The sequence below is a fragment of the Cryobacterium sandaracinum genome (assembly GCF_004403415.1).
Classification (GTDB): domain Bacteria; phylum Actinomycetota; class Actinomycetes; order Actinomycetales; family Microbacteriaceae; genus Cryobacterium; species Cryobacterium sandaracinum.
The window spans coordinates 116,897-138,617 of the sequence record NZ_SOGO01000025.1; the positions used below are offsets into that span (position 1 = coordinate 116,897).

The following is a 21,721-nucleotide window of genomic DNA, read 5'->3' on the forward strand; positions in this document are numbered from 1 at the left end:
CCCGAATTCGCTTCCCGGGGCGCGTTTGTTCCAATCAGGTAGTCATTCCGGTAATTGAGCGACAGGTCCGCCCCGATGACAATAACCGATACGCAAATCGGCCATAATAGAAGAGTGACGAGTCCATCAATTACTTACGCGGTCAATGCGCCCGTTGTTAACCGGCCCAACAGCGTGGCTGTTGGCACTATCGTCTGGTTGGGCAGCGAAGTCATGTTCTTCGCCGGGCTCTTCGCCATCTACTTCACGCTGCGGTCGACGTCGCCTGACTTGTGGTTATTCGAGACGGAGAAGCACGGCTTCGGATTCGCCCTTGTGAACACACTGATCCTCGTGTCCTCTTCGGTGACCTGCCAGTTCGGAGTTTTTGCGGCAGAACGCCTGCAATCACGTTCGACCGGATGGAAACCGAGCCAGTGGGGCATGGTCGAGTGGTTCTTCCTCACCTACGCCCTCGGCGCCATATTCGTGTCCGGTCAGGTCTTCGAGTACGCGACTCTCGTTTCCGAGGGCGTCTCGCTTACCAGCAACGCGTACGGATCCGCGTTCTACCTCACCACCGGTTTCCACGGTATTCACGTGACTGCCGGCCTGATCGCGTTCCTGCTCGTCATCGGGCGCGCCTTCGCGGTCAAGAACTTCGGTCACAAGGAAGCAACGAGCGCCATCGTCGTGTCGTACTACTGGCACTTCGTCGACGTTGTCTGGATCGGGCTGTTCCTCGTCATTTACGTTCTTAAATAGAAAGTCGGAGTGGACACCACGTATGACCACGTTTAGCACACCGAAGCAGTCCGACGGTCGCAAAGCCGGCCGTCGCAGCCCGCTTGCCAGCGTCGCCCTCATCGCGATCGGACTCCTCTTCACCGGAGGCGCATACGCGGCTTTCAGCACGAGCACGGCCAGTGCGGAGACGAACGCTGCGTCGCAGCAAACCGTCGGCGAAGGGCAGAAACTCTTTGCGGCCAACTGCGCCACCTGTCACGGATTGGAAGCAGCGGGCACCAATGCTGGCCCCAGCCTGATCGGCGTCGGCGCTGCATCGGTCGACTTCCAGGTGGGCACCGGACGCATGCCGATGCAGTTGAACGGACCGCAGGCTGAGAAGAAGGCGGTCCAGTTCACAGACGAGCAGATCGTGTCGCTCGCCGCTTACGTGGCGTCCCTTGCGCCGGGTCCGGCACTTCCGGATCCGTCTCTCCTCGACGCCGAGGGCGATGCCGCCAAGGGCGCCGAGTTGTTCCGCATCAACTGCGCAATGTGCCACAACGTCGCCGGCGCCGGTGGTGCCCTCACTCAGGGCAAGTATGCGCCTGCCCTGGCCGGGGTTACGGAGAAGCACATCTACGAGGCCATGGTCACCGGCCCGCAGAACATGCCCGTGTTCAACGACATGAACATTTCCCCGGAGAGCAAGCGGGACATCATTACGTACCTCAAGTACCTGGACAACAACCCGTCCCCCGGTGGATTCGCTCTGGGTGCCCTCGGACCGGTCTCGGAAGGTCTTTTCCTCTGGATCTTCGGTCTTGGGTCGATCGTTGCCCTGACGGTGTGGATCACCGCCAAGTCGAACTGATCACCGACCAGGTCTGACACAAACTGTTTTATGAGAATTCCGATGAAGGAGAACAATGGCCAAGGACGATAACAGCGGGAAGGACTTGACCGCTGCTGACTCGTCGAGCGTCGGGCATGAGGGGGCTCCCGCAGGCACCGCCGTCGTCGTACGGGATGCCGTGGCCAATCCGGGTCTCCCCCCGCACCGACCGCGCGTCACCGACCTCAACCCCAGCGCGGAGCGTCGCGCCGAGCGAACCGTCTACACGCTCTTTTACCTGTCGATCGTGGGCAGTGTGTTCGCGATCGTGGCGTATATGGTCTTCCCGATCATCCCTGAGGAACCGGATTCGGTTCGTCTGAACAACCTCTTCATTGGTCTCGGCCTCACTCTCGCCCTGCTGGCAATCGGCATCGGCGCCGTGCACTGGGGCAAGGCGCTCATGTTCGACCACGAAGGCGTCGACGAGCGCCACCCGGTGCGGGGGTCGGACGAGACCCGCGAACGCGCGGTCGAGATCTTTCACGAGGCCAATGTTGAATCGGGCATCGGTCGCCGTTCGCTCATCCGAAACAGCCTCATCGGTGCCTTGATCGCCTTTCCGCTGCCGGCCGTCGTGCTGTTCCGCGGCTTGGGCCCGCAGGACACCAATCCGGCTGCAGCTCTCGAACACACCATGTGGAAGAAGGGCACCAGGCTCGCGATCGACCCCACGGGCACACCGATCAAGGCCTCCGACGTCACCCTCGGCTCGGCCTTCCACGTGATTCCCGAAGGATTGCAGGACCTCGGCCACGGCAAACTCGAAGAGAAGGCCAAGGCCGCAGTTCTTCTGATGAGGCTGAAGCCGGAAGACATCAATGAGACCGCCGACAAGAAGGACTGGTCGTACGACGGCATTGTCGCCTACTCAAAGATCTGCACGCACGTCGGATGCCCGGTCGCGCTTTATGAACAGCAGACCCACACGCTCCTGTGCCCCTGTCACCAGTCGCAGTTCGATGTGACGAACCAGTGCGAAGTCATCTTCGGACCGGCCAAGCGCCCGTTGCCGCAGCTGCCCATCACGGTAGACTCCGAGGGATATCTCATTGCACAAAGCGATTTCACTGAACCCGTCGGACCGAGTTTCTGGGAGCGGAATTGAGCACTACAACTACGACTACTGACTTGGTCGAAACAAAGAAGTCCGGTGGCCTCACCGGGGCCGCCGCGAACTACATCGACGAACGCACCAGCATTTCGACCGCGGTTAAGGAACTGGGTCGCAAGATCTTCCCCGACCACTGGTCTTTCCTGCTCGGTGAGGTTGCCCTCTACAGCTTCGTCATCATCCTGCTGTCCGGTTCGTTCCTCACGTTCTTCTTCAGCGCTTCGATGACGCCGGTGGAGTACGACGGTTCGTACATGCCACTCAAGGGTGTGGAGATGTCTGCCGCGATGGCATCCTCCCTGGACATCTCCTTTGATATTCGTGGCGGGCTCCTCATGCGCCAGGTCCACCACTGGGCAGCACTGCTCTTCGTGGCTGCAATCGGCTTGCACATGCTCCGCATCTACTTCACCGGTGCGTTCCGCAAGCCGCGCGAGCTCAACTGGGTCATCGGGTTTGTTCTGTTCATCCTGGCCATGGCCGAAGGATTCACCGGGTACTCCCTCCCCGACGACCTGCTCTCCGGAAACGGCTTGCGTATCATCGACGGAATGGTCAAGGGCATCCCGCTGGTCGGAACCTGGATTTCGTTCCTCCTCTTTGGCGGAGAGTTCCCGGGCGAGGCGATCGTTGGACGCTTGTACTCCCTCCACATTCTGCTGCTGCCGGCCATTATCGTGGCTTTGATCGCGATGCACCTGCTCTTCGTCGTCGTACACAAGCACACGCAGTACCCCGGTGCCGGACGCACCAACCAGAATGTAGTCGGCTACCCGGTTCTTCCCGTGTACGCGGCCAAGGCCGGTGGCTTCTTCTTCATCGTCTTCGGCATCGTGATGCTGATGGCGTCGCTGTTTACGATTAACCCCATCTGGAACTACGGTCCCTACGATCCCTCCCCCGTTTCGGCCGGAACACAGCCGGACTGGTACATCGGTTTCGCTGACGGCGCCCTGCGCCTGATCCCGCCGGGACTCGAGATGGTCTGGCTGGATCGCACCTGGTCCTTCAACATCCTGATCCCGTTGGTTTCGCTGGGCCTGTTCATCCTGGTCGTGCTTATCTACCCGTTCATCGAGGGGTGGGTCACCGGAGACAAGCGTGAGCACCACATCCTCGACCGTCCCCGGAACGCCCCGACACGCACCGCGATCGGTGCCGCCGGAGTCACGTTCTACGCGGCGCTGTGGGCCACGGCCTCCTCGGACATCATCGCAACGCACTTCAAGGTGACGATGGAAGGCGTAATCCACACCATGCAGTTCCTGGTGATTGTGGGGCCCTTCATCGCCTTCTTCGTGACGAAACGTATCTGCCTGGCTTTGCAGAAGAAGGACCGTGAGATCGTTCTGCACGGTTACGAGTCCGGGCGTATCGTGCGTCTACCCGGTGGCGAGTACATCGAGGTTCACCAGCCCGTTGATGAATACGAGCGCTGGAAGCTGGTCAGCTACAACGACTACAAGCCGCTCATGATCCGCCCGAACGCCAAGGGCAAAATCACGGTGGGCCAAAAGGCTCGTGCCGGACTGTCCCGCTGGTTCTTCGAGGACCGGATCGAACCGGTATCGACCACTGAACTCGTACGGACGCACGACCACCACCACTAGGCTCCGGCCGCGAACACAGAACGGGCATCGATGTCCCTCCAGACCCTGTCGGAGTGGCTTCGGTGCCCGAACTGTTTTCTTCCGCTTTCCCCCGCCGAGCCGCTGACGCTGCGCTGCGGGGCCGGTCACTCTTTCGACGTGAACAAGCGCGGATACGTGTCACTGGCAGGCGGTTCGCGCCGGCTGATCGGCGATAGCGTCGCGATGGTCGACGCGAGAGCACTTTTCCTCGAGACCGGCTGGTACGAGCCGCTGCGCAGCCGCCTTGCTGAGCGGGTGGCGGCTGAGAACCCCTCCCGGGTCATGGACATCGGCTGTGGAACCGGATACTACTTGCAGGGGGTTTTCGCGCTCTGTCCAGATGCGCGCGCCCTGGGAATAGACCTTTCCCCCGTGGCGGTCGGGCGCACAGTGAGCGGCCGGGACAACATCGACGGGCTCGTGGCGGATGTCTGGTCCCCGCTGCCGGTGCGGGACGGATCAGCAGATGTACTCCTTAACGTATTCGCTCCCCGGAACCCGTCTGAATTTCACCGGGTCCTGCGCGAAGACGGTCTGCTCGTCGTCGTCGTGCCGCACGCGTCCCACCTGCAGGAGCTCAGGGCGTCCGGTCTGGCGTTGGACGTGCCCGCGAACAAAGTCGAGCACCTGTCCGAGGCGCTGTCCCCCGCTTTCGAACTGGAAACACGGGACGAGTTGTCGTCTTCGCTGCGCCTCAACCCGGCCCAGGTATCCGCTCTGATCGGGATGGGTCCGTCAGCTCACCACACGGATTTCGACGCGCTGACGGTCCATCTCAGCGGCGTGCAGACCGTCACGGCGTCCTTCGAGTTACTCGGCTACCGTCGCATCACGATCTGAAGCCCGGCAGCCACGCGTAGCGTCCCACGACCTGAGCGAATTCGACGGAGATTCTGGCAGAATCGCACCCCGACGGGCCGGAAAGACGCGTATACCGGAGAATCTCCGTCGCATTCGTTCGAGGCCGTGCGGGCGGGAACTGTGGATCAGGCTGCGTGGACCTGGGAAATTGCCCGAACGTGTCACTCCGAAGCGATGTGCCGGGCATGAACACAGGCGGCGCCCAGAACCTGGGTTCTGGACGCCGCCGCTTGTGCCGGAAGCACGTATTCGGTTCGGATCAGCGAGCGAAATTGCCCCGATAGTACTCGTATACCCAGCCGACGAGGCAGATGACCCCGATGCCCAACGCGATGATCGAGATCCACACGCCGACAGCCAGCCCCATGAAGAGCAGAGCAGCACTGGCAGCCAAGAGGATGGGCCACCAGCTCCACGGGCTGTAGAAACCAACCTCAGGGTCGCCGTCGTCGATATTCGCGTCAAGACGATCTTCAGGAAGCTCGCCACCCTGAGCACTGTGCACCCGGCTCAGGTAGAACGCGACGAAGCTGAAGAAGATCGCGCACAGGCCGAGTGTGAACGTCCCCGCCCACTCGATCTTGTTCTGGTTAGGGTCAAGAAGACCCCAGACCACATAGGCCGTCGTGACCACCACGAAGAACCCGCTCAGAACCCAAAGGAGATTGACGTTGGCTCTCATTTACTTCGTCCTTTTCGACGCTACGTCGTACGTGGGGGCATCCGGGGCGTCCTTCGCCGGCCCGATTCCGACTGTCATGGGCGCCTCCGGGTGGTTCAGGTCAAACGCGGGGCGCTCGGACCGGATGCGCGGGATGGAGGTGAAGTTGTGGCGCGGCGGCGGGCAGGAGGTAGCCCACTCGAGCGAGCCGCCGTGGCCCCACGGGTCGTTCACGGTGACCTGCGGTGCCTTACGGGCGGTGATATAGACGTTCAGGAAGAACGGGATCATCGAGATCGCGAGAATGACCGAACCGACCGTGGACAACTGGTTCATCCAGGTGAAGCCGTCTTCGGGCAGGTACGACGCGTACCGACGCGGCATGCCGACGACGCCCAGCCAGTGCTGCACCAGGAAGGTGGTGTGGAAACCGATGAAGAGGAACCAGAAGTGCCACTTGCCGAGGCTCTCATTGAGCATCTTGCCGGTCCACTTCGGCCACCAGAAGTAGAACCCGCTGAACATCGCGAATACCACGGTTCCAAAGATGACGTAGTGGAAGTGCGCGACGACGAAATAGGTGTCCGAGACGTGGAAGTCGAGCGGCGGCGAGGCAAGGATGACGCCGGTGAGGCCACCGAAGGTGAAGGTGACCAGGAAGCCGAGGGCCCACAACATGGGCGTTTCGAAGGTCAGCGAGCCACGCCACATGGTGCCGATCCAGTTGAAGATCTTCACCCCGGTCGGAACGGCGATCAGCATGGTCATCAGGGAGAAGAACGGCAGCAGGACAGAGCCGGTGACGTACATGTGGTGCGCCCAGACCGCCACGGACAGCGCCGCGATGGAGATGGTCGCGTAGATGAGGGTCTTGTATCCAAAGATCGGCTTGCGGCTGAAGACCGGGAAGACTTCCGAAACGATGCCGAAGAACGGCAGTGCGATGATGTACACCTCAGGGTGACCGAAGAACCAGAACAGGTGCTGCCACAGGATGGCTCCACCGTTGGCCGGATCGTAGATGTGCGAGAGGAAAATGCGGTCGGACGCGGCGGCCAGAAGGGCTGCGGCGAGAACGGGGAAGGCCATCAGGATGAGGATCGACGTGACCATGGTGTTCCACGTGAAGATCGGCATCCGGAACATGGTCATTCCGGGGGCGCGCATCGTGATTACCGTGGTGATGAAGTTCACGGCGCCGAGAATGGTGCCGAAGCCGCTCAGCCCGAGCCCGACCATCCACAGGTTGCCACCGACGCCTGGGGAGAACGTCGTACTGGCCAGAGGCTGATAGGCGAACCAGCCGAAGGATGCGGCACCCTGCGGAGTGAGGAATCCACCGACGGCGACGAGACTGCCGAAGAAGAAGGCCCAGAAGGAAAAGGCGTTCAACCGGGGGAAGGCCACGTCGGGGGCGCCGATCTGCAGCGGCATGAGGGAGTTGGCGAACCCGAAGAACAGAGGCGTAGCGAACATCAGCAGCATGATCGTGCCGTGCATTGTGAAGAGCTGGTTGTACTGCTCCTTCGTCTGGACGACCTCGAGGCCGGGGGCGAAAAGCTGTGCGCGGATAACCAGCGCCATGACACCGGCAAGACAGAAGTAGACGAACGACGTGATCAGGTACATGTACCCGATGACTTTGTGGTCAGTGGAGGTGATCCACCGGACGATGACGTTGCCCTTGCGCTCGACACCGGTGGGCCGACGCGGGGCAGTGGGGGCTGCCGGCGCGGAAGGTGCCCTAGTGGTAGTAGTAGTCATGGACTAGTTGCCCTCCTGCTCGGTTGGTGCTGTTGTTCCTGGCAGATTTTGGTTGCGTGCGTAATCGAGGCCGAGCTGGCCGTCGTTGCCTGCAGCACGCAGGGAGTCGATGTACGACTCGTAGTCTGCCTCGGACACGACCTCGACCGTGAAGAGCATCAGCGAGTGATTCTCGCCGCACAGTTCGGCACACTTTCCGTCATAGGTGCCGATGCGCTCCGGGATGATCGACATGTAGTTGGTCTTGCCGGGGATCATGTCTTTTTTGTACAGGAAGTCAACGACCCAGAATGAGTGGATGACGTCGCGGGCGTCGAGCGCCAGTTCAACCTTCTGGCCGACCGGCAGGACGAGCGTGGGGATCTCGGACTGAACCAGCGAACCGGCGGGGCCGTCGACGTCGGGCTGGCCCTGGATGCCGGCACTGTAGACGTCTTCGTTGACGTAGTTGAAGTCCCAAGCCCACTGCTTGCCGATGACCTGGATTTTGACCTCCGGCTCATCGAAACGAGCCTCGATCTCTGCCTGGTCCCGCGCGGTGAAGGCGAAGAAGCCGACCACGAGAATAAGGGGAACGACCGTGTAGAAAATCTCTATCGGCATGTTGTAACGAAGCTGCACCGGAAGGCCGGTCTGACCCTTGCGGCGGCGGTAGACAACGACGGCCCAGATGATGAGCCCCCAGGTGATGAGCCCCACAATCATCAGAACGATCCACGACGTGGTCCACAGCCCGGAGATGCGCTCCGTCTGGTTGGTTACCGCCGGCTCACCCTCGATGAAGCCGGGGAGGTAGCCATGAAGCTGGGCTTGCGAGCAACCTGCGAGAACGAGGGCCAACGACGCTGCGATCGGAATTGCAGCCCATCGGAGACGATGGTTTTTGCGCACCAGTAACCTTTCGGTGAGACTCGACGACACTTAACTGGAAGTGCTTCTATAGACTTCCAGCCTACTGCGGGTGGCACGTTCCGTTGTGCAAGAACCGGCCTCCGAGATAACGAATTCGCCGCCAGTCATAGTATTTGCGGAGATACGAGCCCGACACGCTTTGTCTGGCGCCGGTGGGTCAGCTGAAGGAATCTCCACATGCGCAGCTTCCGCCGGCGTTCGGATTGTCGATCGTGAACCCCTGCTTTTGAATGGTGTCCTCGAAGTCGATGGATGCCCCGTCCAGGTAGGGGACACTCATTTTGTCAACGACGATCTCTACCCCATCGAAGTCGACGAGAGCGTCACCGTCGAGTAGCCTCTCGTCGAAGTAGAGCTGGTAGATGAGGCCGGAGCAGCCGCCGGGTTGAACGGCAACGCGCAGGCGAAGGTCCTCGCGGCCTTCCTGGGCGAGCAGGGTGCGTACCTTGTCAGCGGCGGTGGCGCTCAGGCCAACGCCATGGGCGGCTGTGCTGGCGACGACTGTGTCGGTCATGGTGCTCCTCAGTGTTCGAGTCGTTTTCACACGGTTTTTCGCGGCGGCTGGATGTCCGGTGGTGGCCATGATTGTACCGACCACAACCGGGAATACACCCTCTGCATTCCCGGATTTCTGCGCTCTCGGTCGGGTCAGCTCCCGGTGCGCTGATTCAGACGGCCGAGTAGGAAGGCCTCACTGAGGATGGCCCGCTTAAACACTCCGAGATGCAGAGATTCGTTGGGGCTGTGCGCCCTGGAATCCGGGTCCTCGACCCCGGTGACCAAGATCTGAGCATCCGGAAACACCCGCACCAGGTCGGCGATGAAGGGGATGGACCCGCCGACGCCGATGTCCACCGGGCTTTCGCCCCAGGCTTCGGCCATGGCGCTCCGCGTCTCAGCGACGGCCCAGCCGCCCGTGTCGACCAGGAAGGCCTCCCCCGTGTCGACGTCATCGATGTCGATTCGGGCGCCGAATGGAGCCTTGGCGTGCAGATGCGCCTCGAGCGCACGGAACGCTTCGTCCGCCGACTGACCGGGAGCGATCCGGGTGCTTAAGCGAACGGTGACGGCCGGGGTGAGCGTGTTCGACGCGTTGGCCACGGACGGCGCGTCGATCCCGGTGATTGTGATGGCCGGCTGGGACCAGATCCGGCTGAGCACCGAGCCGTGACCGATCGGGCCGACGCCGTCGGTGAGCCCGGTTTCCAGGCGGAGCTGCTCCACCGAGTAGTCCGGAGTCGGAACATCGATGCTCGTCAGCCCGCGGACCGCGACGGCGCCGTCGTCGGCGTACAGGCTGTCGAGCAGACGAACGACGGCCATCATTGCGTCGGGAACCGCTCCCCCGAACATGCCCGAGTGCGACGCGTGGTCAAGGGTGCGTACGGTCAGTCGGAACGTGACATTGCCGCGCAGCGCCGTGGTCAGTGCGGGGGTGTTGATGTCCCAGTTGTTCGAATCTGCGACGACGATGGCGTCCGCGCGCAGGGACTCCCGGTTCTCCTCCAGGAAGGTGGTGAAGGACCGGCTGCCGAACTCTTCCTCGCCTTCGATGAAGAGCGCCAGGCCGAGGTCGAAATCGGGTCCTTCTGCTTCCACGAGAGCTCGGATCGACGCGATGTGGGCCATGACTCCCGCCTTGTCGTCCGCCGCACCGCGTCCGTAGAGGCGGTCGCCACGCACGGTCGGTTCGAACGGGTTGGAGTCCCAGTCCGCATCCTGGCCGGGGGGTTGCACATCGTGGTGCGCATAGAGCAGAACCGTCGGGCGCCCGTTGCGTGCCGCGCGCGTGGCCAAAACGGCCGGATGGCCGAGTTCGGCACCGCCCGGGATCCCGGCTCGCTTGATCTCGACCGATTCGAACACCCCGAGGTCGCGGACCAGGACCGCGACGGCATCCGCGCTGGTGGCCACCTGAAGTGCGTCGAAGGCATCCCAGGAGACGGAGGGAATCCGCACCAGGGAGCACAGGTCGGCAATGGTCGTGGGAAGGCCGCGTTCGACTGCCGCACGAAGAGCCGGGGCGGCCGGTGAGATTGCCGGGGGCGCTGTTTCTTGAATATCACTCATCAGGTAATCTTAAGGCAACCAATTGCAAGGAACTGATGTGGCTAAGCCTGTGAACCCAGACGCACAACCATCCATGGAGACCCCGGACGAGACCAGGTCTCGCCTCGCGGCCACCCACCCTGTCGGCAAAGGGCAGGCGACGCCCAGCCGCAAGCAGCAAGAGGCTCTGAATCGGCGCCCGCTTGTTCCAGATGACCGCAAGCTCGCGGCCAAGCAGGCCAGAGGCAAGGCCGCCGAGGCTCGCGAGCGTGCCCGGGTGGGTATGGCTGCCGGAGATGAGAAGTTCCTCCCCGTGCGCGACCGCGGTGTGCAGAAGCGCTTCGTGCGCGACTTTGTCGACGCCCGCTTCAACGTGGGCGAATTCATGATTCCGGTGATGTTTCTGGTCATCCTGCTCAGCGTATTCCCCGACGCGGCCGTGCAGACGTACGGAATCCTGGGCCTGTGGGCCTTCGTCATCGTCGCCGTTGTCGACTCCGTCATCCTGGGCTTTATCGTCACGCGCAAGCTCAATGCCAAGTTCGGCGCTGAGAAAGCCGAGCGTGTGCGCTGGTACGCAGCGATGCGTGCACTGCAACTGCGTGTGCTTCGCCTGCCGAAACCACAGGTCAAGCGCGGCCGCTACCCCGCCTGACGCCGGAACTTCTCACGCGCTCAGGCGGAGAAGGTCCCCGACCTGATCAAGGGCACGCGGAGTTCCTCGTCCGTCAGCGATCCGTGCTGACCGACCATCGAACGTGCGGACTGATTCGGCTCGCGGGAGTCGTAGTAGGCGATGAGCTTGCGTGCGGCCACGATCACGTCGCCGATGCGAGGCAGGACCTCGGGTGCAACACCGCCGAACAGCCCGGACTCGACTGCTTCCGCGCGGCTGAAGACCCAGGCGCGGTGGCCTTCAATACCGCGCCACGTATCGGCGAGGGCCGCGCCTGAGTCGGAACCGAGTTCGGGTTCGAGGTAGAGGTGCAGGCACCGGGGATCCCCGCCGATGTGGCGGACGCCGCCGATGAGTTCGGGGACCGTGTCGAAGAGCACGTGTCTGGTCATCGGCACGTCGATGATTCCGTGGTCGGCCGTGACCAGGAGACCCTCATCGGCTTTCAGTGCGGCTGCGAAGCGGGCGGCCGCGCCGTCGAGGTTCTCCAGCGCGGCCAACCACCGTTCGGACTCCCAGCCGTGCGCGTGTGCGGCCACATCCAGCTCGGGGACGTAGACGTAGACGAGGGCGCGCGGCTCGGTGTCCAGAAGGTGTCGCGCGGCGGCAAACCTGTCGGACACGCTCTCCGCGGGTACGTAGTGCGCGCCGCGAAGCGCCGCCTGGGTGAAGCCGGATGTGGTGTACCGGCGGGGTCCGATGGCGAAACCGGGGATGCCGGCATCCGCGGCCCGTTCGAAGACGGTGCGCGCACGCTGCCAGGTCTCCGGTCGCATGTCGTCGTCCCAGCCGGTCAGCTGGTTCACCACACGGTCCCGGTCGGCGTCTCGGACCCGGTAGCCGACGAGTCCGTGCTGCCCGGGTGCGACACCCGTGGTAAGGGTCGTGATGCCTGCAGCCGTGGTGGATGGGAAGACGCCGTCGACCACGCTGGACTTGGTCAGCAGCGAGTTCAGGAATCGGGCGTGCCCGGGACGGGCTCGGAGGGAACTGACGCCGAGGCCGTCCGCCAGAAGGACGACCGCCTTGTTCGTCTGGCCGAGGTCCAGAATGTTGGAAAGGCCCTCGATCGATGACAGGGAACTTGTGAGAACGTCGGCAAGGCGCAGGGTGCCGAATTGGCGGGCCGGTAGCATGGGGGGCATCGTGCCAAGTCTGACATAGACAGGGCCGGATCGATCCAGCGCCTACCCGACAGCGCGCGTCCCTCAACGCACGCCTCAGCAGAATTCACGAATGAGCCGTTCAGACAGCACCACGCCCGCCACGTTCACCGAGCGCATCGAAGACGTCGATGTCTCCACCGAGATGCAGGGCTCGTTCCTCGAATACGCCTACTCGGTCATCTACTCCCGGGCGCTCCCGGACGCCCGGGACGGGCTCAAGCCAGTGCAACGGCGCATCCTGTATCAGATGAGCGAGATGGGGCTCCGCCCCGATCGCGGCCACGTCAAGTCGGCGCGGGTCGTCGGCGAGGTCATGGGAAAGCTTCACCCGCATGGCGACACCGCGATCTATGACGCTCTCGTGCGCATGGCGCAGGCGTTCACGCTCCGGGTCCCTTTGATCGACGGCCACGGCAACTTTGGCTCGCTCGATGACGGGCCGGCCGCCCCGCGGTACACCGAGGCCAGGCTGGCCGCGCCGGCCCTGGCCATGACGGAAAACCTCGACGAAGACGTCGTCGACTTCGTACCCAACTACGACAACCAGCTCACCCAGCCGGACGTTCTCCCGGCCGCCTACCCCAACCTGCTCGTCAACGGCGCGAGCGGTATCGCCGTCGGCATGGCCACCAACATGGCTCCGCACAACCTGATCGAGGTCGTCGGCGCGGCGCGGCATCTGCTCGCCCACCCAGACGCGACCCTCGAGGACCTGATGGAGTTCGTCCCGGGGCCTGACCTGCCCACCGGCGGCACGATCGTCGGGCTGACGGGAATCATGGATGCCTACGCCACCGGGCGCGGCAGTTTCAAGACCCGGGCGCGGGTATCCGTCGAAGCCATCACCGCCCGCAAGGCCGGTCTCGTGGTCACCGAACTTCCCTACCTGGTCGGGCCCGAGCGGGTCATCGAGAAGATCAAGGACGGGGTCAATTCCAAGAAGCTCAGTGGCATCTCCGATGTCACCGATCTGACGGACCGCACCAAGGGACTCCGTCTCGTCATCGGGATCAAGACCGGTTTCAGCCCGGAGGCCGTGCTCGAGCAGTTGTACCGGGTGACCCCGCTCGAGGACTCCTTCAACATCAATGCGGTGGCCCTCGTCGACGGCGGCCCGCAGACACTGGGTCTGCGGGAACTCCTGCTCGTCTACATCGGACACCGAATCGAGGTCGTGACCCGGCGCTCGGCCTACCGACTGGCCCGACGAACGGAGCGTCTGCATCTCGTCGAAGGCCTACTGGTGGCAATCCTGGACATCGACGAGGTGATCCAGGTCATCCGCGCCAGCGACGACAGCGAGCAGGCGCGCGCCAAGCTGATCGACGTTTTCGACCTGAGCCAGATTCAAGCCGAGTACATTCTCGAGCTCCGCCTGCGGCGCCTGACCCGCTTCTCACGCATCGAACTCGAAACCGAGCGGGATCAGCTGCTGGCGGAGATCGCGGCGCTGAAGAAGCTTCTCGGCAGCAGGGCCTCCATCCGCACCCTGGTGTCCGACGAACTGGCCTCGGTGGCCGAGCGTTTCGGCACGCCGCGGCGAACCCTGTTGACCGAGGCCAAGGCGAGTGTCGCCGGCGCCAACAGCGCCGCCGCCAAGCGGAAGGCCGCCATCCTCGAGGTGACGGACACCCCGACCCGGGTCTACCTCAGCGTGACGGGCAAGATCGCCCGGGTGGAGATTCCGGCCGGCACCACTGTCCAGCCGGAGCGGATCACGCCGGCTCAGAGGCGCAGCAAGCATGATGCCGTCCTGTCCGTTCTGGACACGACCAGTCGCACCGAGATCGGAGCGGTCACCAACCTGGGACGGCTCATCCGCTTCTCCCCCGTCGACCTCCCCTTGCTGCCGCCGACCTCGGTCCAGCTCGGGGCCGGCGTACGCGTGCGCGACTACCTGGCCCTGCCCAACACGGCGGAGAAGATCGTCGCGCTCGTCGCGCTTGATTCCAAGCATTCGATCGTTCTCGGGACCAGACAGGGCATCGTGAAGCGCGTCACCCCCGGCGACTGGGCAAACAAACCCGATTTCGAGATCATCGCGCTGAAGCCCAAGGACATGGTGGTCGGCGCGGCGCAGGGTGCGGAAGACGACGAACTCGTCTTCATCGCCTCCGACTCACAGCTGTTGCGTTTTCCTGCCGGGTCGGTGCGCCCGCAGGGGCGCACCGCCGGCGGTATGGCGGGCATCAAACTGGCCGCGGACGCGCACGTGGTGTATTTCACCAGCGTGGAAGCGCACGGCGCTGCGGCGCTCGTGGTTGCGACCGTCGCGACCGGCAGCCACACCCTGCCCGGAACAGACCCGGGCAGCGCCAAAGTGTCCGACTTCTCCGAGTACCCGGCGAAAGGCCGGGGAACGGGTGGGGTGCGCTCCCAGCGGTTCCTGAAAGGCGAGGACACCGTCTCCGTCGCGTGGGTGGGGCCTCTGCCGGCCCGGGCGGTCGCGTCGGACGGCACACCCCGCATGCTTCCTGAATCAGGGTCGCGACGTGATGCGTCCGGGGCCATGCTCGACTCCGTGATCGGCGCCATCGGCGCCCGGATCGGCTGACGCCCGAGCGCGATCTCCAGCCATGTGCGGAGGGTGGTGCGTTATGGTGGCCAGATGACACACCTCGACGATTCCGTCATTCTCGTCCTCGGCGCCTCGGGGGGTCTGGGAAGTGAAATTGCCCGACTTCTGGCTGCCGGCGGCGCCCGACTCGTCCTGAGCGGGCGCAACCAGGCGAAACTTGAAGCGCTCTCGATTCCCGGAACCCCGCTCGCCGCCGACCTCACCGATCCGGACGCAATCACGACTCTCGTCGCCGACGCGATCAGCGTGAACGGACGGCTCGACGGCATCGTCAACGCGTCGGGGGTCGTTGCCTTCGGACCGGCGATCGAGGTGAGTGATGAGACGCTCGCCGAGCTGTTCGCCGTGAACACGCTGGCACCGATCCGCCTGCTCCGTGCGGCTCGGGCCGCGCTGAGCGAATCCGCAGAGCAGGGGCGAGAGCCCTTTATCGTCACCCTCAGCGGCGTCGTCAGCGAGAGCCCCACTGCCAACCTCGCCGCATACTCGGCGTCCAAGGCCGCCCTCGCTGCCTTCGGACAGGCCGCCGGCCGGGAACTGCGGCGTAGCGGCATCCGCATTCTGGACGCGCGGCCCGGTCACACCGAGACCGAACTCTCCACTCACCCGATCTCCGGAATCGCCCCCCGCCTGCCGGCCGGCTACCCTCCGGTCGTCGTCGCCCAGCGCGTCGTCGACGCCATCATCAACGGCGAACGCGACCTGGCAAGCACATCGTTCCACTCGTAGCCCCCCCGGTCAGGGGCGTCACACGTCGATACGGTCGCGACTCAGTTTGTCCGAGCTCTCAATGATGAATTCCTTGCGCGGCGCGACGTCGTTGCCCATCAGGAGCTCGAAGACGTTTCCAGCCATCTCCGCGTCGGCGACCCGCACGCGGCGCAGCGTGCGATGCGCCCGCTCCATCGTCGTCGTCGCGAGCTGGTCGGCATCCATTTCGCCGAGGCCCTTGTAGCGCTGGATCGGATCCTGGTAGCGCTTGCCGCTTTTCTTGAGTCCGGCGAGCACGGCCTGAAGCTCCACCTCCGAATATGTGTAGATGGTCTCGTTCGGCTTCGTGCCCGGGTTCATCACCACGACCCGGTGGAGCGGCGGTACGGCCGCGAAAACGCGTCCCTCCGTGATCATCGGGCGCATGTAGCGGAAGAACAGGGTGAGCAGCAGCGTGCGGATGTGTGCGCCGTCGACATCCGCGTCGCTCATGATGATGACCTTGCCGTAGCGCGCGGCTGACAGGTCGAAACTTCGTCCGGACCCGGCGCCGATCACCTGGATGATCGACGCGCACTCGACGTTCGACAGCATGTCGGCAACGGATGCCTTTTGCACGTTCAGGATCTTGCCGCGAATGGGGAGGAGTGCCTGGTGCTCGCTGTCCCGGGCGAGCTTGGCCGTGCCCAGGGCGGAATCTCCTTCGACGATGAAGAGCTCGCTCGTCGAGACATCATTGCTGCGGCAGTCGACCAGTTTCGCGGGCAGGGACGAACTCTCCAGCGCGTTCTTCCGGCGCTGGGTTTCCTTGTGGGCGCGAGCCGAGATTCGCGATTTCATCTCGGCCACGATCTTGTCCAGCACCACCGCGGCCTGCGTTTTGTCGTCGCGCTTCGTGGACACGAAACGCTCGTTCATGGCTTGGGCGACGACGTTGGCCACGATGGCGCGAACCGCGGGGGTGCCGAGCACCTCCTTGGTCTGCCCCTCGAATTGAGGCTCGGGAAGCCGCACGGTGAGCACGGCTGTGAGGCCGGCCATCACGTCGTCCTTCTCCAGCTTGTCCGACCCCATTTTGAGCCGTCGAGCGTTCAGCTCGACCTGCGCACGCAAGAACTTGAGCAGGCCCGCGTCGAACCCGGCCTGGTGCGTTCCGCCCTTCGGGGTGGCGATGATGTTCACGAAGCTGCGGACGACCGTATCGTAACCTGTCCCCCAACGGAGGGCGATGTCCACGGCACAGTCCCGGACCAGCTCGGTGGGCACCATGGCACCCGTCGGGGTCAGCACCGGGACAGTCTCCCGGAAGGTCCCGTTTCCGGTCAGTCGCCAAGTGTCGGTGATCGGGCTGTCGGTGGCGAGGTGATCGACGAACTCCGAGATCCCGCCCTCGAACATGAAGGACTCGAGCACGTGCACGTCTGTGCGCTCGTCTACGATCTCGATCCCCAGGCCCGGGACGAGAAAGGCCGTCTGACGCGCTCGCTCGAGCAATTCCTCGGTCTGAAACGACGCACCCTTCGTGAAGATCTGACGGTCGGCCCAGTAGCGCACCCGCGTCCCGGTCACACCGCGCTTGACCTTGCCGATGACGCGTAGTTCGCTCTGCTTCTCAAAGGGCGTGAACGGCGCGTCGGGGCTCTTCTTCCCCGAGTCCGCGAAAATCCCGGGTTCGCCGCGGTGGAACGACATGGCCCAGGTCTTGCCGTCACGGTCGACCTCGACATCGAGGCGCTCGGACAGGGCATTGACGACGGATGCGCCCACGCCGTGGAGGCCACCGGACGCGGCATACGATCCGCTGCCGAATTTGCCGCCGGCATGCAGTTTGGTGAAGACGACCTCGACGCCGGTCAGTCCCGTCTTCGGCTCGATGTCAACCGGAACGCCCCGAGCCGTGTCGCGCACCTCCACGCTCTCGTCAGCATGGAGCACGATGTCGATGCTGGTGCCGAAGCCGCCCAGTGCCTCGTCGACCGAATTGTCGATGATCTCCCAGAGACAGTGCATGAGGCCGCGCGAGTCGGTGGACCCGATGTACATGCCCGGGCGTTTGCGAACCGCTTCCAGCCCTTCGAGGACTGACAGGTGGCGGGCAGAATAATCAGAAGAACTCACAACGGTCAAGAATACCGAACCAACGCCCTCCCCCGGTCATCAACACCCGATTGAAGTGCGCTACGCGGTGAGCGAAATAACGGGCAACCGACTCGATAACCGTGCCAGACCGTGTTTCCATTAGGTACAGGTTAAATTGGTATCAGTTGGTATCAGTCTGGAGGAGGAAACCATGTCCCAGATCGCAGCCGAAAATGGTGCCATCAACCACGAGAAGGCTCCCCACCAGCTCACCGCGGCAGACCGCTGTGACGCATGTGGAGCCCAGGCCTACATTCGTGTGGTCGTGAACAACAGCGAACTGCTGTTCTGCGCGCACCATGGCCGTAAGCACCAGGAGAAGCTCGCCGCCATCGCGGAAAGCTGGCACGACGAGTCGAGCCGCCTCCTCGAGGACCAGCGCTCTTAGCGGTATCGGTCGGCCTCAGGCAGCTCTAGCTGTCCTGCGACCGGCCGATGGGCCTCTACTCCATGGGGAGTCCGAGCCGCACCGCAATCTGATTGCGTGCGGCTTGTGCCATGTCGTCGGCAGCCAGCGAATGGTCACCGGGCAAATACGCGTGACCGATACGCGCCAGGGCCGTACACAGCAGATGGTCGGCCAGTCCGGGGTTTTTGGCGAGAACGGGACCGTGAAGATGGGTCCCGACGACGCTACCCATGACCAGTCCCTCCGTACCCGCGCCATTGCCCGTTCCGGAGAGCACCTGGCCGAGCGGCGCCGCCTCGCCACCGACATAGCCGCGCTGATGATTCTCGAAACCGATCAGACGTCCGTACCGGGAGGCGACCACGATGTCATCCGTGGCCCGTGCCAGCATCGGAACAGCGCGACCGGCCACGATGCCCAGCCCCTCGACGACGGATCCGTCGTCGAGTTCGATGCCCCAGCTCAGAAGTTCCCAGCCGATTCCGACCAGGAGGATGGGGACACCCGCGGTGGCCCAAGTGCGCAGCTCCGTGGTCATCGTCGCGAGGATGTCCCTGGCGCGCACCATGTCGGAGTCGGAGCCCGATCCGACGACGACGGCATCGACTTGGTCCGGCAGATCGGCCGCGGAGCGCACCTCCACGACCGTGGCGTCGGCACCGGCCCATCGGGCCCGCTGGGCGAGAACGCGGGCGTTGGCGGCATCGCCGTTGGTGCCCAGGAGTTCGGGAAGCAGCGACACGATCGAGAGCGGACGGGTCATTCCTGCTTCTCCTTGTTGGTGACGAGCCCCAGGTGCGTCCTGGTGCGTCGCATGGAGTCTGCGGAAAAGATGATCGTCTTCAAACCCGTCAGCGGTTCGGGCAGGGCCAGGAAATCGTCCAGGGCCAGGCCCAGGTTCGGCTCGATGCGGTCGACGACGACGTCGTCGTATACCAGCTGAAGGGCAATATCGTGCGCCTTCGAACCGGATGCAATACGGACCCGGCCCAGACCCGAGGTGTTGACGGGCCAAAAGTAGGACGGGTCGCGCACGTCTGACCCGATTGCGATGAGGATCTGCTCGGTCTTCGGCTCGAGGCTGTCGACGTTCAGCTGAAAACTGGCCGGGTTCTGCACCAGTACGAATTCCACCTGCTGGCCTCGAACCGTGACGATCTCACCACGGCCAAAGACCGGTGGGATGGCCGAGATGGCGTTGATGGCCAGCACCGGATCGAAGCGGTCGCCGAGCGCGGCCTGCGCCGTGCACAGCGCGGTCAGGGCGTCGACGGCATAGTGCGTTCCGCGGGCGGGCAACCCGAGCGGGTAATCCACACCCGCAATGCTCACGGTGGCGCGGCGGCCCTGCACTGAGGTGAGGAGCATCCCCTCCCCCGCGTCCAGCCTGGTGGCGGTGGTCGCACTGTAGCCCAAGCCCCGCGGATTGTCGGCGAGAACGTCGGCGGAGACGCCGTAGCGCGCGACTGCCGAGGAAACGGGTAGGCGTGCGGCGAGGTCGGTCAAATACTGGTCGTCCGCGTTGACCACGACGGTTCCGGTGGCTCTGGCGGCGATCTTGGCGAGCATGGCCACGACCATGTCCGAGTCATGAAATCGGTCGATCTGGTCGACCATGACGTTCGTCAGCGCAACGACGCGCGGCGTCAACGTACCAGAGATCAGGGCTCCGTGGCCCTCATCCATCTCCAACACGGCGATGTCGCCCGTGATATGACCGCTCAGGCTGGCCTGCTCGAGCAGCGCGGAGGTCAGACCCTGGCTGATGTTGGCCGTGGACTGGTTGGTGAAGACAACGGTGCCGTGAGCGCGGAGCGCTGCGACCAGCATCTTGGTCGTCGTTGATTTGCCGCTCGACCCGGTGACGATGACCAGGCCGCCCGGAAAGCTGTTCAGGCTGCGCGGCAGGAATCCGGGTGCGATCCTGTTGACCACGAGACCGGGGATCGCGGATCCGCCGCCCGGCTTCCGCCACCGGGCCAATTTCCGTACGATGCGTCCCAGAAGAATCGCCGGTGCGTAGCGCAAAACGAGCTCTACTCGAGGTAGTCGCGTAGGGACTGCGACCGTGAGGGGTGACGCAGTTTGGCCATGGTCTTCGACTCGATCTGACGGATGCGCTCACGCGTCACGCCGAACGTGTCGCCGATCTGGTCGAGGGTCTTCGGCATGCCGTCCCCGAGGCCGAAGCGCATGCGGATGACGCCGGCTTCTCGTTCGGAGAGCGAGTCGAGCAGGCTCTCCAGCTGCTTCTGCAACATCGTGAACCCGACGGCGTCCGCAGGCACAACGGCTTCCGTGTCCTCGATCAGGTCGCCGAACTCGCTGTCGCCGTCCTCACCGAGCGGAGTGTGCAGGGAGATGGGTTCGCGGCCGTACTTCTGGACTTCGACGACCTTCTCCGGGGTCATATCCAGTTCGCGGCTCAGCTCTTCCGGGGTGGGCTCCCGGCCGAGGTCCTGAAGCATCTGGCGCTGGACGCGGGCGAGTTTGTTGATGACCTCGACCATGTGCACTGGAATACGGATCGTGCGGGCCTGGTCGGCCATCGCACGCGTGATCGCCTGACGGATCCACCAGGTTGCGTAGGTGGAGAACTTGAAGCCCTTGGTGTAGTCGAATTTTTCGACGGCACGGATGAGGCCCAGGTTGCCCTCCTGGATCAGGTCGAGGAATTGCATGCCGCGGCCCGTGTAGCGCTTGGCGAGCGAGACGACCAGGCGAAGGTTTGCCCCCAGGAGGTGGCTTTTGGCGCGGGCGCCGTCTTTGGCGACCCACATGAGCTCGCGTCCGAGGGCGCTCTTCTTCTCGGCGTCGCTCATCTGGGACATCTTGTCTTCGGCGAAGAGCCCGGCTTCGATTCGCATCGCGAGCTCGACCTCTTCGGCGGCGTTCAGCAGGGCGACCTTGCCGATCTGCTTCAGGTAGTCCTTGACAGGGTCGGCCGTCGCGCCCGTGATTGCACTGGAGTAAACCGGCACCTCGTCGTCGTCGTCGACCAGTGACAGTACCAGGGCGCCGCTCGGGAGCGCCTCGGCGGATGCTGCGCGCTTCTTTTTGGCCTCGTCGGAGTCGTCGTCGGCATCCGCGTCATCGCCGCGTGCGGCCTCATCGTGTTCGTCAGATACCGGCTTGGCCTTCGCCTTCGTGCTGGCGGCGCGCTTGCGCGGCGCGGGCTTCTCTTCACCGCTTACTGCGGCCGCTGCCGCAGTAGCGGCCTTGGCCAGAGCGGCCTTGGTCGGCTTCTTCGCGGCGGCCTTGGCTGCCGGCGCAACTGCGTCTGAAACCTCAGTGGTGCTCACGGTGAGTTCTTCGGTCTGCTCGATTTTTTTGCGGGTTGCCATTCGAACACCTCTCATGCCGTGGCGCGGGAGCCTGCGGCGCTGCCAAGCGGGTCCCGACCGGGTGGGTCTAGCGGGAGAGGAGCCTGGGCAGTTTGGATTTTGGGCA

At 63.9% G+C, this 21,721-nt stretch carries 19 protein-coding genes; 9 read left to right on the forward strand and 10 right to left on the reverse strand.

The features are described 5' to 3' along the window. Nucleotides 1–75 precede the first annotated feature (75 nt). Genes ctaE through E3T25_RS09135 form a run of 5 tightly spaced genes read left to right on the forward strand, consistent with a single transcriptional unit; the run spans nt 76 to nt 5,185 of the window. The gene (gene ctaE, locus E3T25_RS09115; protein ID WP_134373784.1) at nt 76–744 is read left to right on the forward strand and encodes an aa3-type cytochrome oxidase subunit III; all 669 of its coding nucleotides are present in this window, start codon (nt 76–78) and stop codon (nt 742–744) included. 22 nt (nt 745–766) lie between these two features. Then, nucleotides 767–1,579 carry a cytochrome bc1 complex diheme cytochrome c subunit gene (qcrC, locus tag E3T25_RS09120; RefSeq protein ID WP_134342895.1) on the forward strand — a complete coding sequence of 271 codons (813 nt, stop codon included), beginning with the start codon at nt 767–769 and terminating at the stop codon, nt 1,577–1,579. 55 nt (nt 1,580–1,634) lie between these two features. Further along, the gene (gene qcrA / locus E3T25_RS09125) at nt 1,635–2,708 is read left to right on the forward strand and encodes a cytochrome bc1 complex Rieske iron-sulfur subunit (RefSeq protein WP_134373786.1); all 1,074 of its coding nucleotides are present in this window, start codon (nt 1,635–1,637) and stop codon (nt 2,706–2,708) included. After that, complete coding sequence (qcrB, locus tag E3T25_RS09130) at nt 2,705–4,324, forward strand: cytochrome bc1 complex cytochrome b subunit (RefSeq protein WP_174720218.1); 1,620 nt, start codon at nt 2,705–2,707, stop codon at nt 4,322–4,324. Before qcrA ends, qcrB begins: the two co-directional genes overlap by 4 nt. Nucleotides 4,325–4,354: 30 nt before the next feature. After that, nucleotides 4,355–5,185, forward strand: coding sequence for a methyltransferase domain-containing protein (locus tag E3T25_RS09135; RefSeq protein WP_134373788.1), 831 nt, complete (start codon nt 4,355–4,357; stop codon nt 5,183–5,185). A gap of 280 nt (nt 5,186–5,465) precedes the next feature. Here the strand turns inward: E3T25_RS09135 and ctaF are convergent, their stop codons facing one another. The 5 genes from ctaF to E3T25_RS09160 form a co-directional block, all read right to left on the reverse strand. Continuing rightward, nucleotides 5,466–5,888, reverse strand: coding sequence for an aa3-type cytochrome oxidase subunit IV (ctaF, locus tag E3T25_RS09140; protein WP_104102028.1), 423 nt, complete (start codon nt 5,886–5,888; stop codon nt 5,466–5,468). Next, on the reverse strand, nt 5,889–7,631 hold the full coding sequence (gene ctaD / locus E3T25_RS09145) for an aa3-type cytochrome oxidase subunit I (protein WP_134373790.1): 1,743 nt from the start codon (nt 7,629–7,631) through the stop codon (nt 5,889–5,891). A gap of 3 nt (nt 7,632–7,634) precedes the next feature. Continuing rightward, nucleotides 7,635–8,522 (reverse strand): aa3-type cytochrome oxidase subunit II, encoded by an 888-nt coding sequence (gene ctaC, locus E3T25_RS09150; protein WP_104171124.1) that lies wholly within the window; start codon nt 8,520–8,522, stop codon nt 7,635–7,637. A gap of 178 nt (nt 8,523–8,700) precedes the next feature. Then, entirely contained in the window at nt 8,701–9,057 is a 357-nt protein-coding gene (locus E3T25_RS09155; protein WP_104102019.1) for a HesB/IscA family protein, read from the reverse strand. A gap of 134 nt (nt 9,058–9,191) precedes the next feature. After that, entirely contained in the window at nt 9,192–10,613 is a 1,422-nt protein-coding gene (locus tag E3T25_RS09160) for a dipeptidase (RefSeq protein ID WP_134373792.1), read from the reverse strand. Nucleotides 10,614–10,686: 73 nt separating this feature from the next. Between E3T25_RS09160 and E3T25_RS09165 the strand changes: the two genes are divergently transcribed. Continuing rightward, nucleotides 10,687–11,247 (forward strand): DUF3043 domain-containing protein, encoded by a 561-nt coding sequence (locus E3T25_RS09165; RefSeq protein ID WP_104102013.1) that lies wholly within the window; start codon nt 10,687–10,689, stop codon nt 11,245–11,247. Nucleotides 11,248–11,267: 20 nt separating this feature from the next. Here E3T25_RS09165 and E3T25_RS09170 read toward each other — a convergent pair whose 3' ends face one another. Beyond that, nucleotides 11,268–12,413: an alkaline phosphatase family protein gene (locus E3T25_RS09170; RefSeq protein WP_198412920.1), complete on the reverse strand. Its 1,146-nt coding sequence runs from the start codon at nt 12,411–12,413 to the stop codon at nt 11,268–11,270. Between the two features lie 91 nt (nt 12,414–12,504). On the opposite strand from E3T25_RS09170, the gene E3T25_RS09175 reads away from it, so the two are divergent. Both E3T25_RS09175 and E3T25_RS09180 read left to right on the forward strand, forming a co-directional pair. Further along, nucleotides 12,505–14,988, forward strand: coding sequence for a DNA gyrase/topoisomerase IV subunit A (locus E3T25_RS09175; RefSeq protein ID WP_134373794.1), 2,484 nt, complete (start codon nt 12,505–12,507; stop codon nt 14,986–14,988). A 54-nt stretch (nt 14,989–15,042) separates the two neighbouring features. Next, nucleotides 15,043–15,741 (forward strand): SDR family NAD(P)-dependent oxidoreductase, encoded by a 699-nt coding sequence (locus E3T25_RS09180; RefSeq protein ID WP_134373796.1) that lies wholly within the window; start codon nt 15,043–15,045, stop codon nt 15,739–15,741. An 18-nt stretch (nt 15,742–15,759) separates the two neighbouring features. Here E3T25_RS09180 and E3T25_RS09185 read toward each other — a convergent pair whose 3' ends face one another. Then, nucleotides 15,760–17,841, reverse strand: coding sequence for a DNA gyrase/topoisomerase IV subunit B (locus tag E3T25_RS09185; protein WP_134373798.1), 2,082 nt, complete (start codon nt 17,839–17,841; stop codon nt 15,760–15,762). Between the two features lie 172 nt (nt 17,842–18,013). On the opposite strand from E3T25_RS09185, the gene E3T25_RS09190 reads away from it, so the two are divergent. Beyond that, on the forward strand, nt 18,014–18,250 hold the full coding sequence (locus tag E3T25_RS09190; protein ID WP_134373800.1) for a DUF7455 domain-containing protein: 237 nt from the start codon (nt 18,014–18,016) through the stop codon (nt 18,248–18,250). Between the two features lie 55 nt (nt 18,251–18,305). Here E3T25_RS09190 and E3T25_RS09195 read toward each other — a convergent pair whose 3' ends face one another. From E3T25_RS09195 to E3T25_RS09205, 3 genes are read right to left on the reverse strand one after another with little or no spacing between them, the layout of a single operon-like run. Continuing rightward, nucleotides 18,306–19,034 carry a type 1 glutamine amidotransferase gene (locus tag E3T25_RS09195; protein WP_134373802.1) on the reverse strand — a complete coding sequence of 243 codons (729 nt, stop codon included), beginning with the start codon at nt 19,032–19,034 and terminating at the stop codon, nt 18,306–18,308. After that, nucleotides 19,031–20,299 (reverse strand): MurT ligase domain-containing protein, encoded by a 1,269-nt coding sequence (locus E3T25_RS09200; RefSeq protein ID WP_206750255.1) that lies wholly within the window; start codon nt 20,297–20,299, stop codon nt 19,031–19,033. The genes E3T25_RS09195 and E3T25_RS09200 overlap by 4 nt, the downstream gene beginning before the upstream one ends. 8 nt (nt 20,300–20,307) lie before the next feature. Then, a complete protein-coding gene (locus tag E3T25_RS09205; protein WP_134373806.1) occupies nt 20,308–21,615 on the reverse strand; it encodes an RNA polymerase sigma factor in 1,308 nt (435 codons plus the stop codon). Nucleotides 21,616–21,721: the final 106 nt, after the last annotated feature.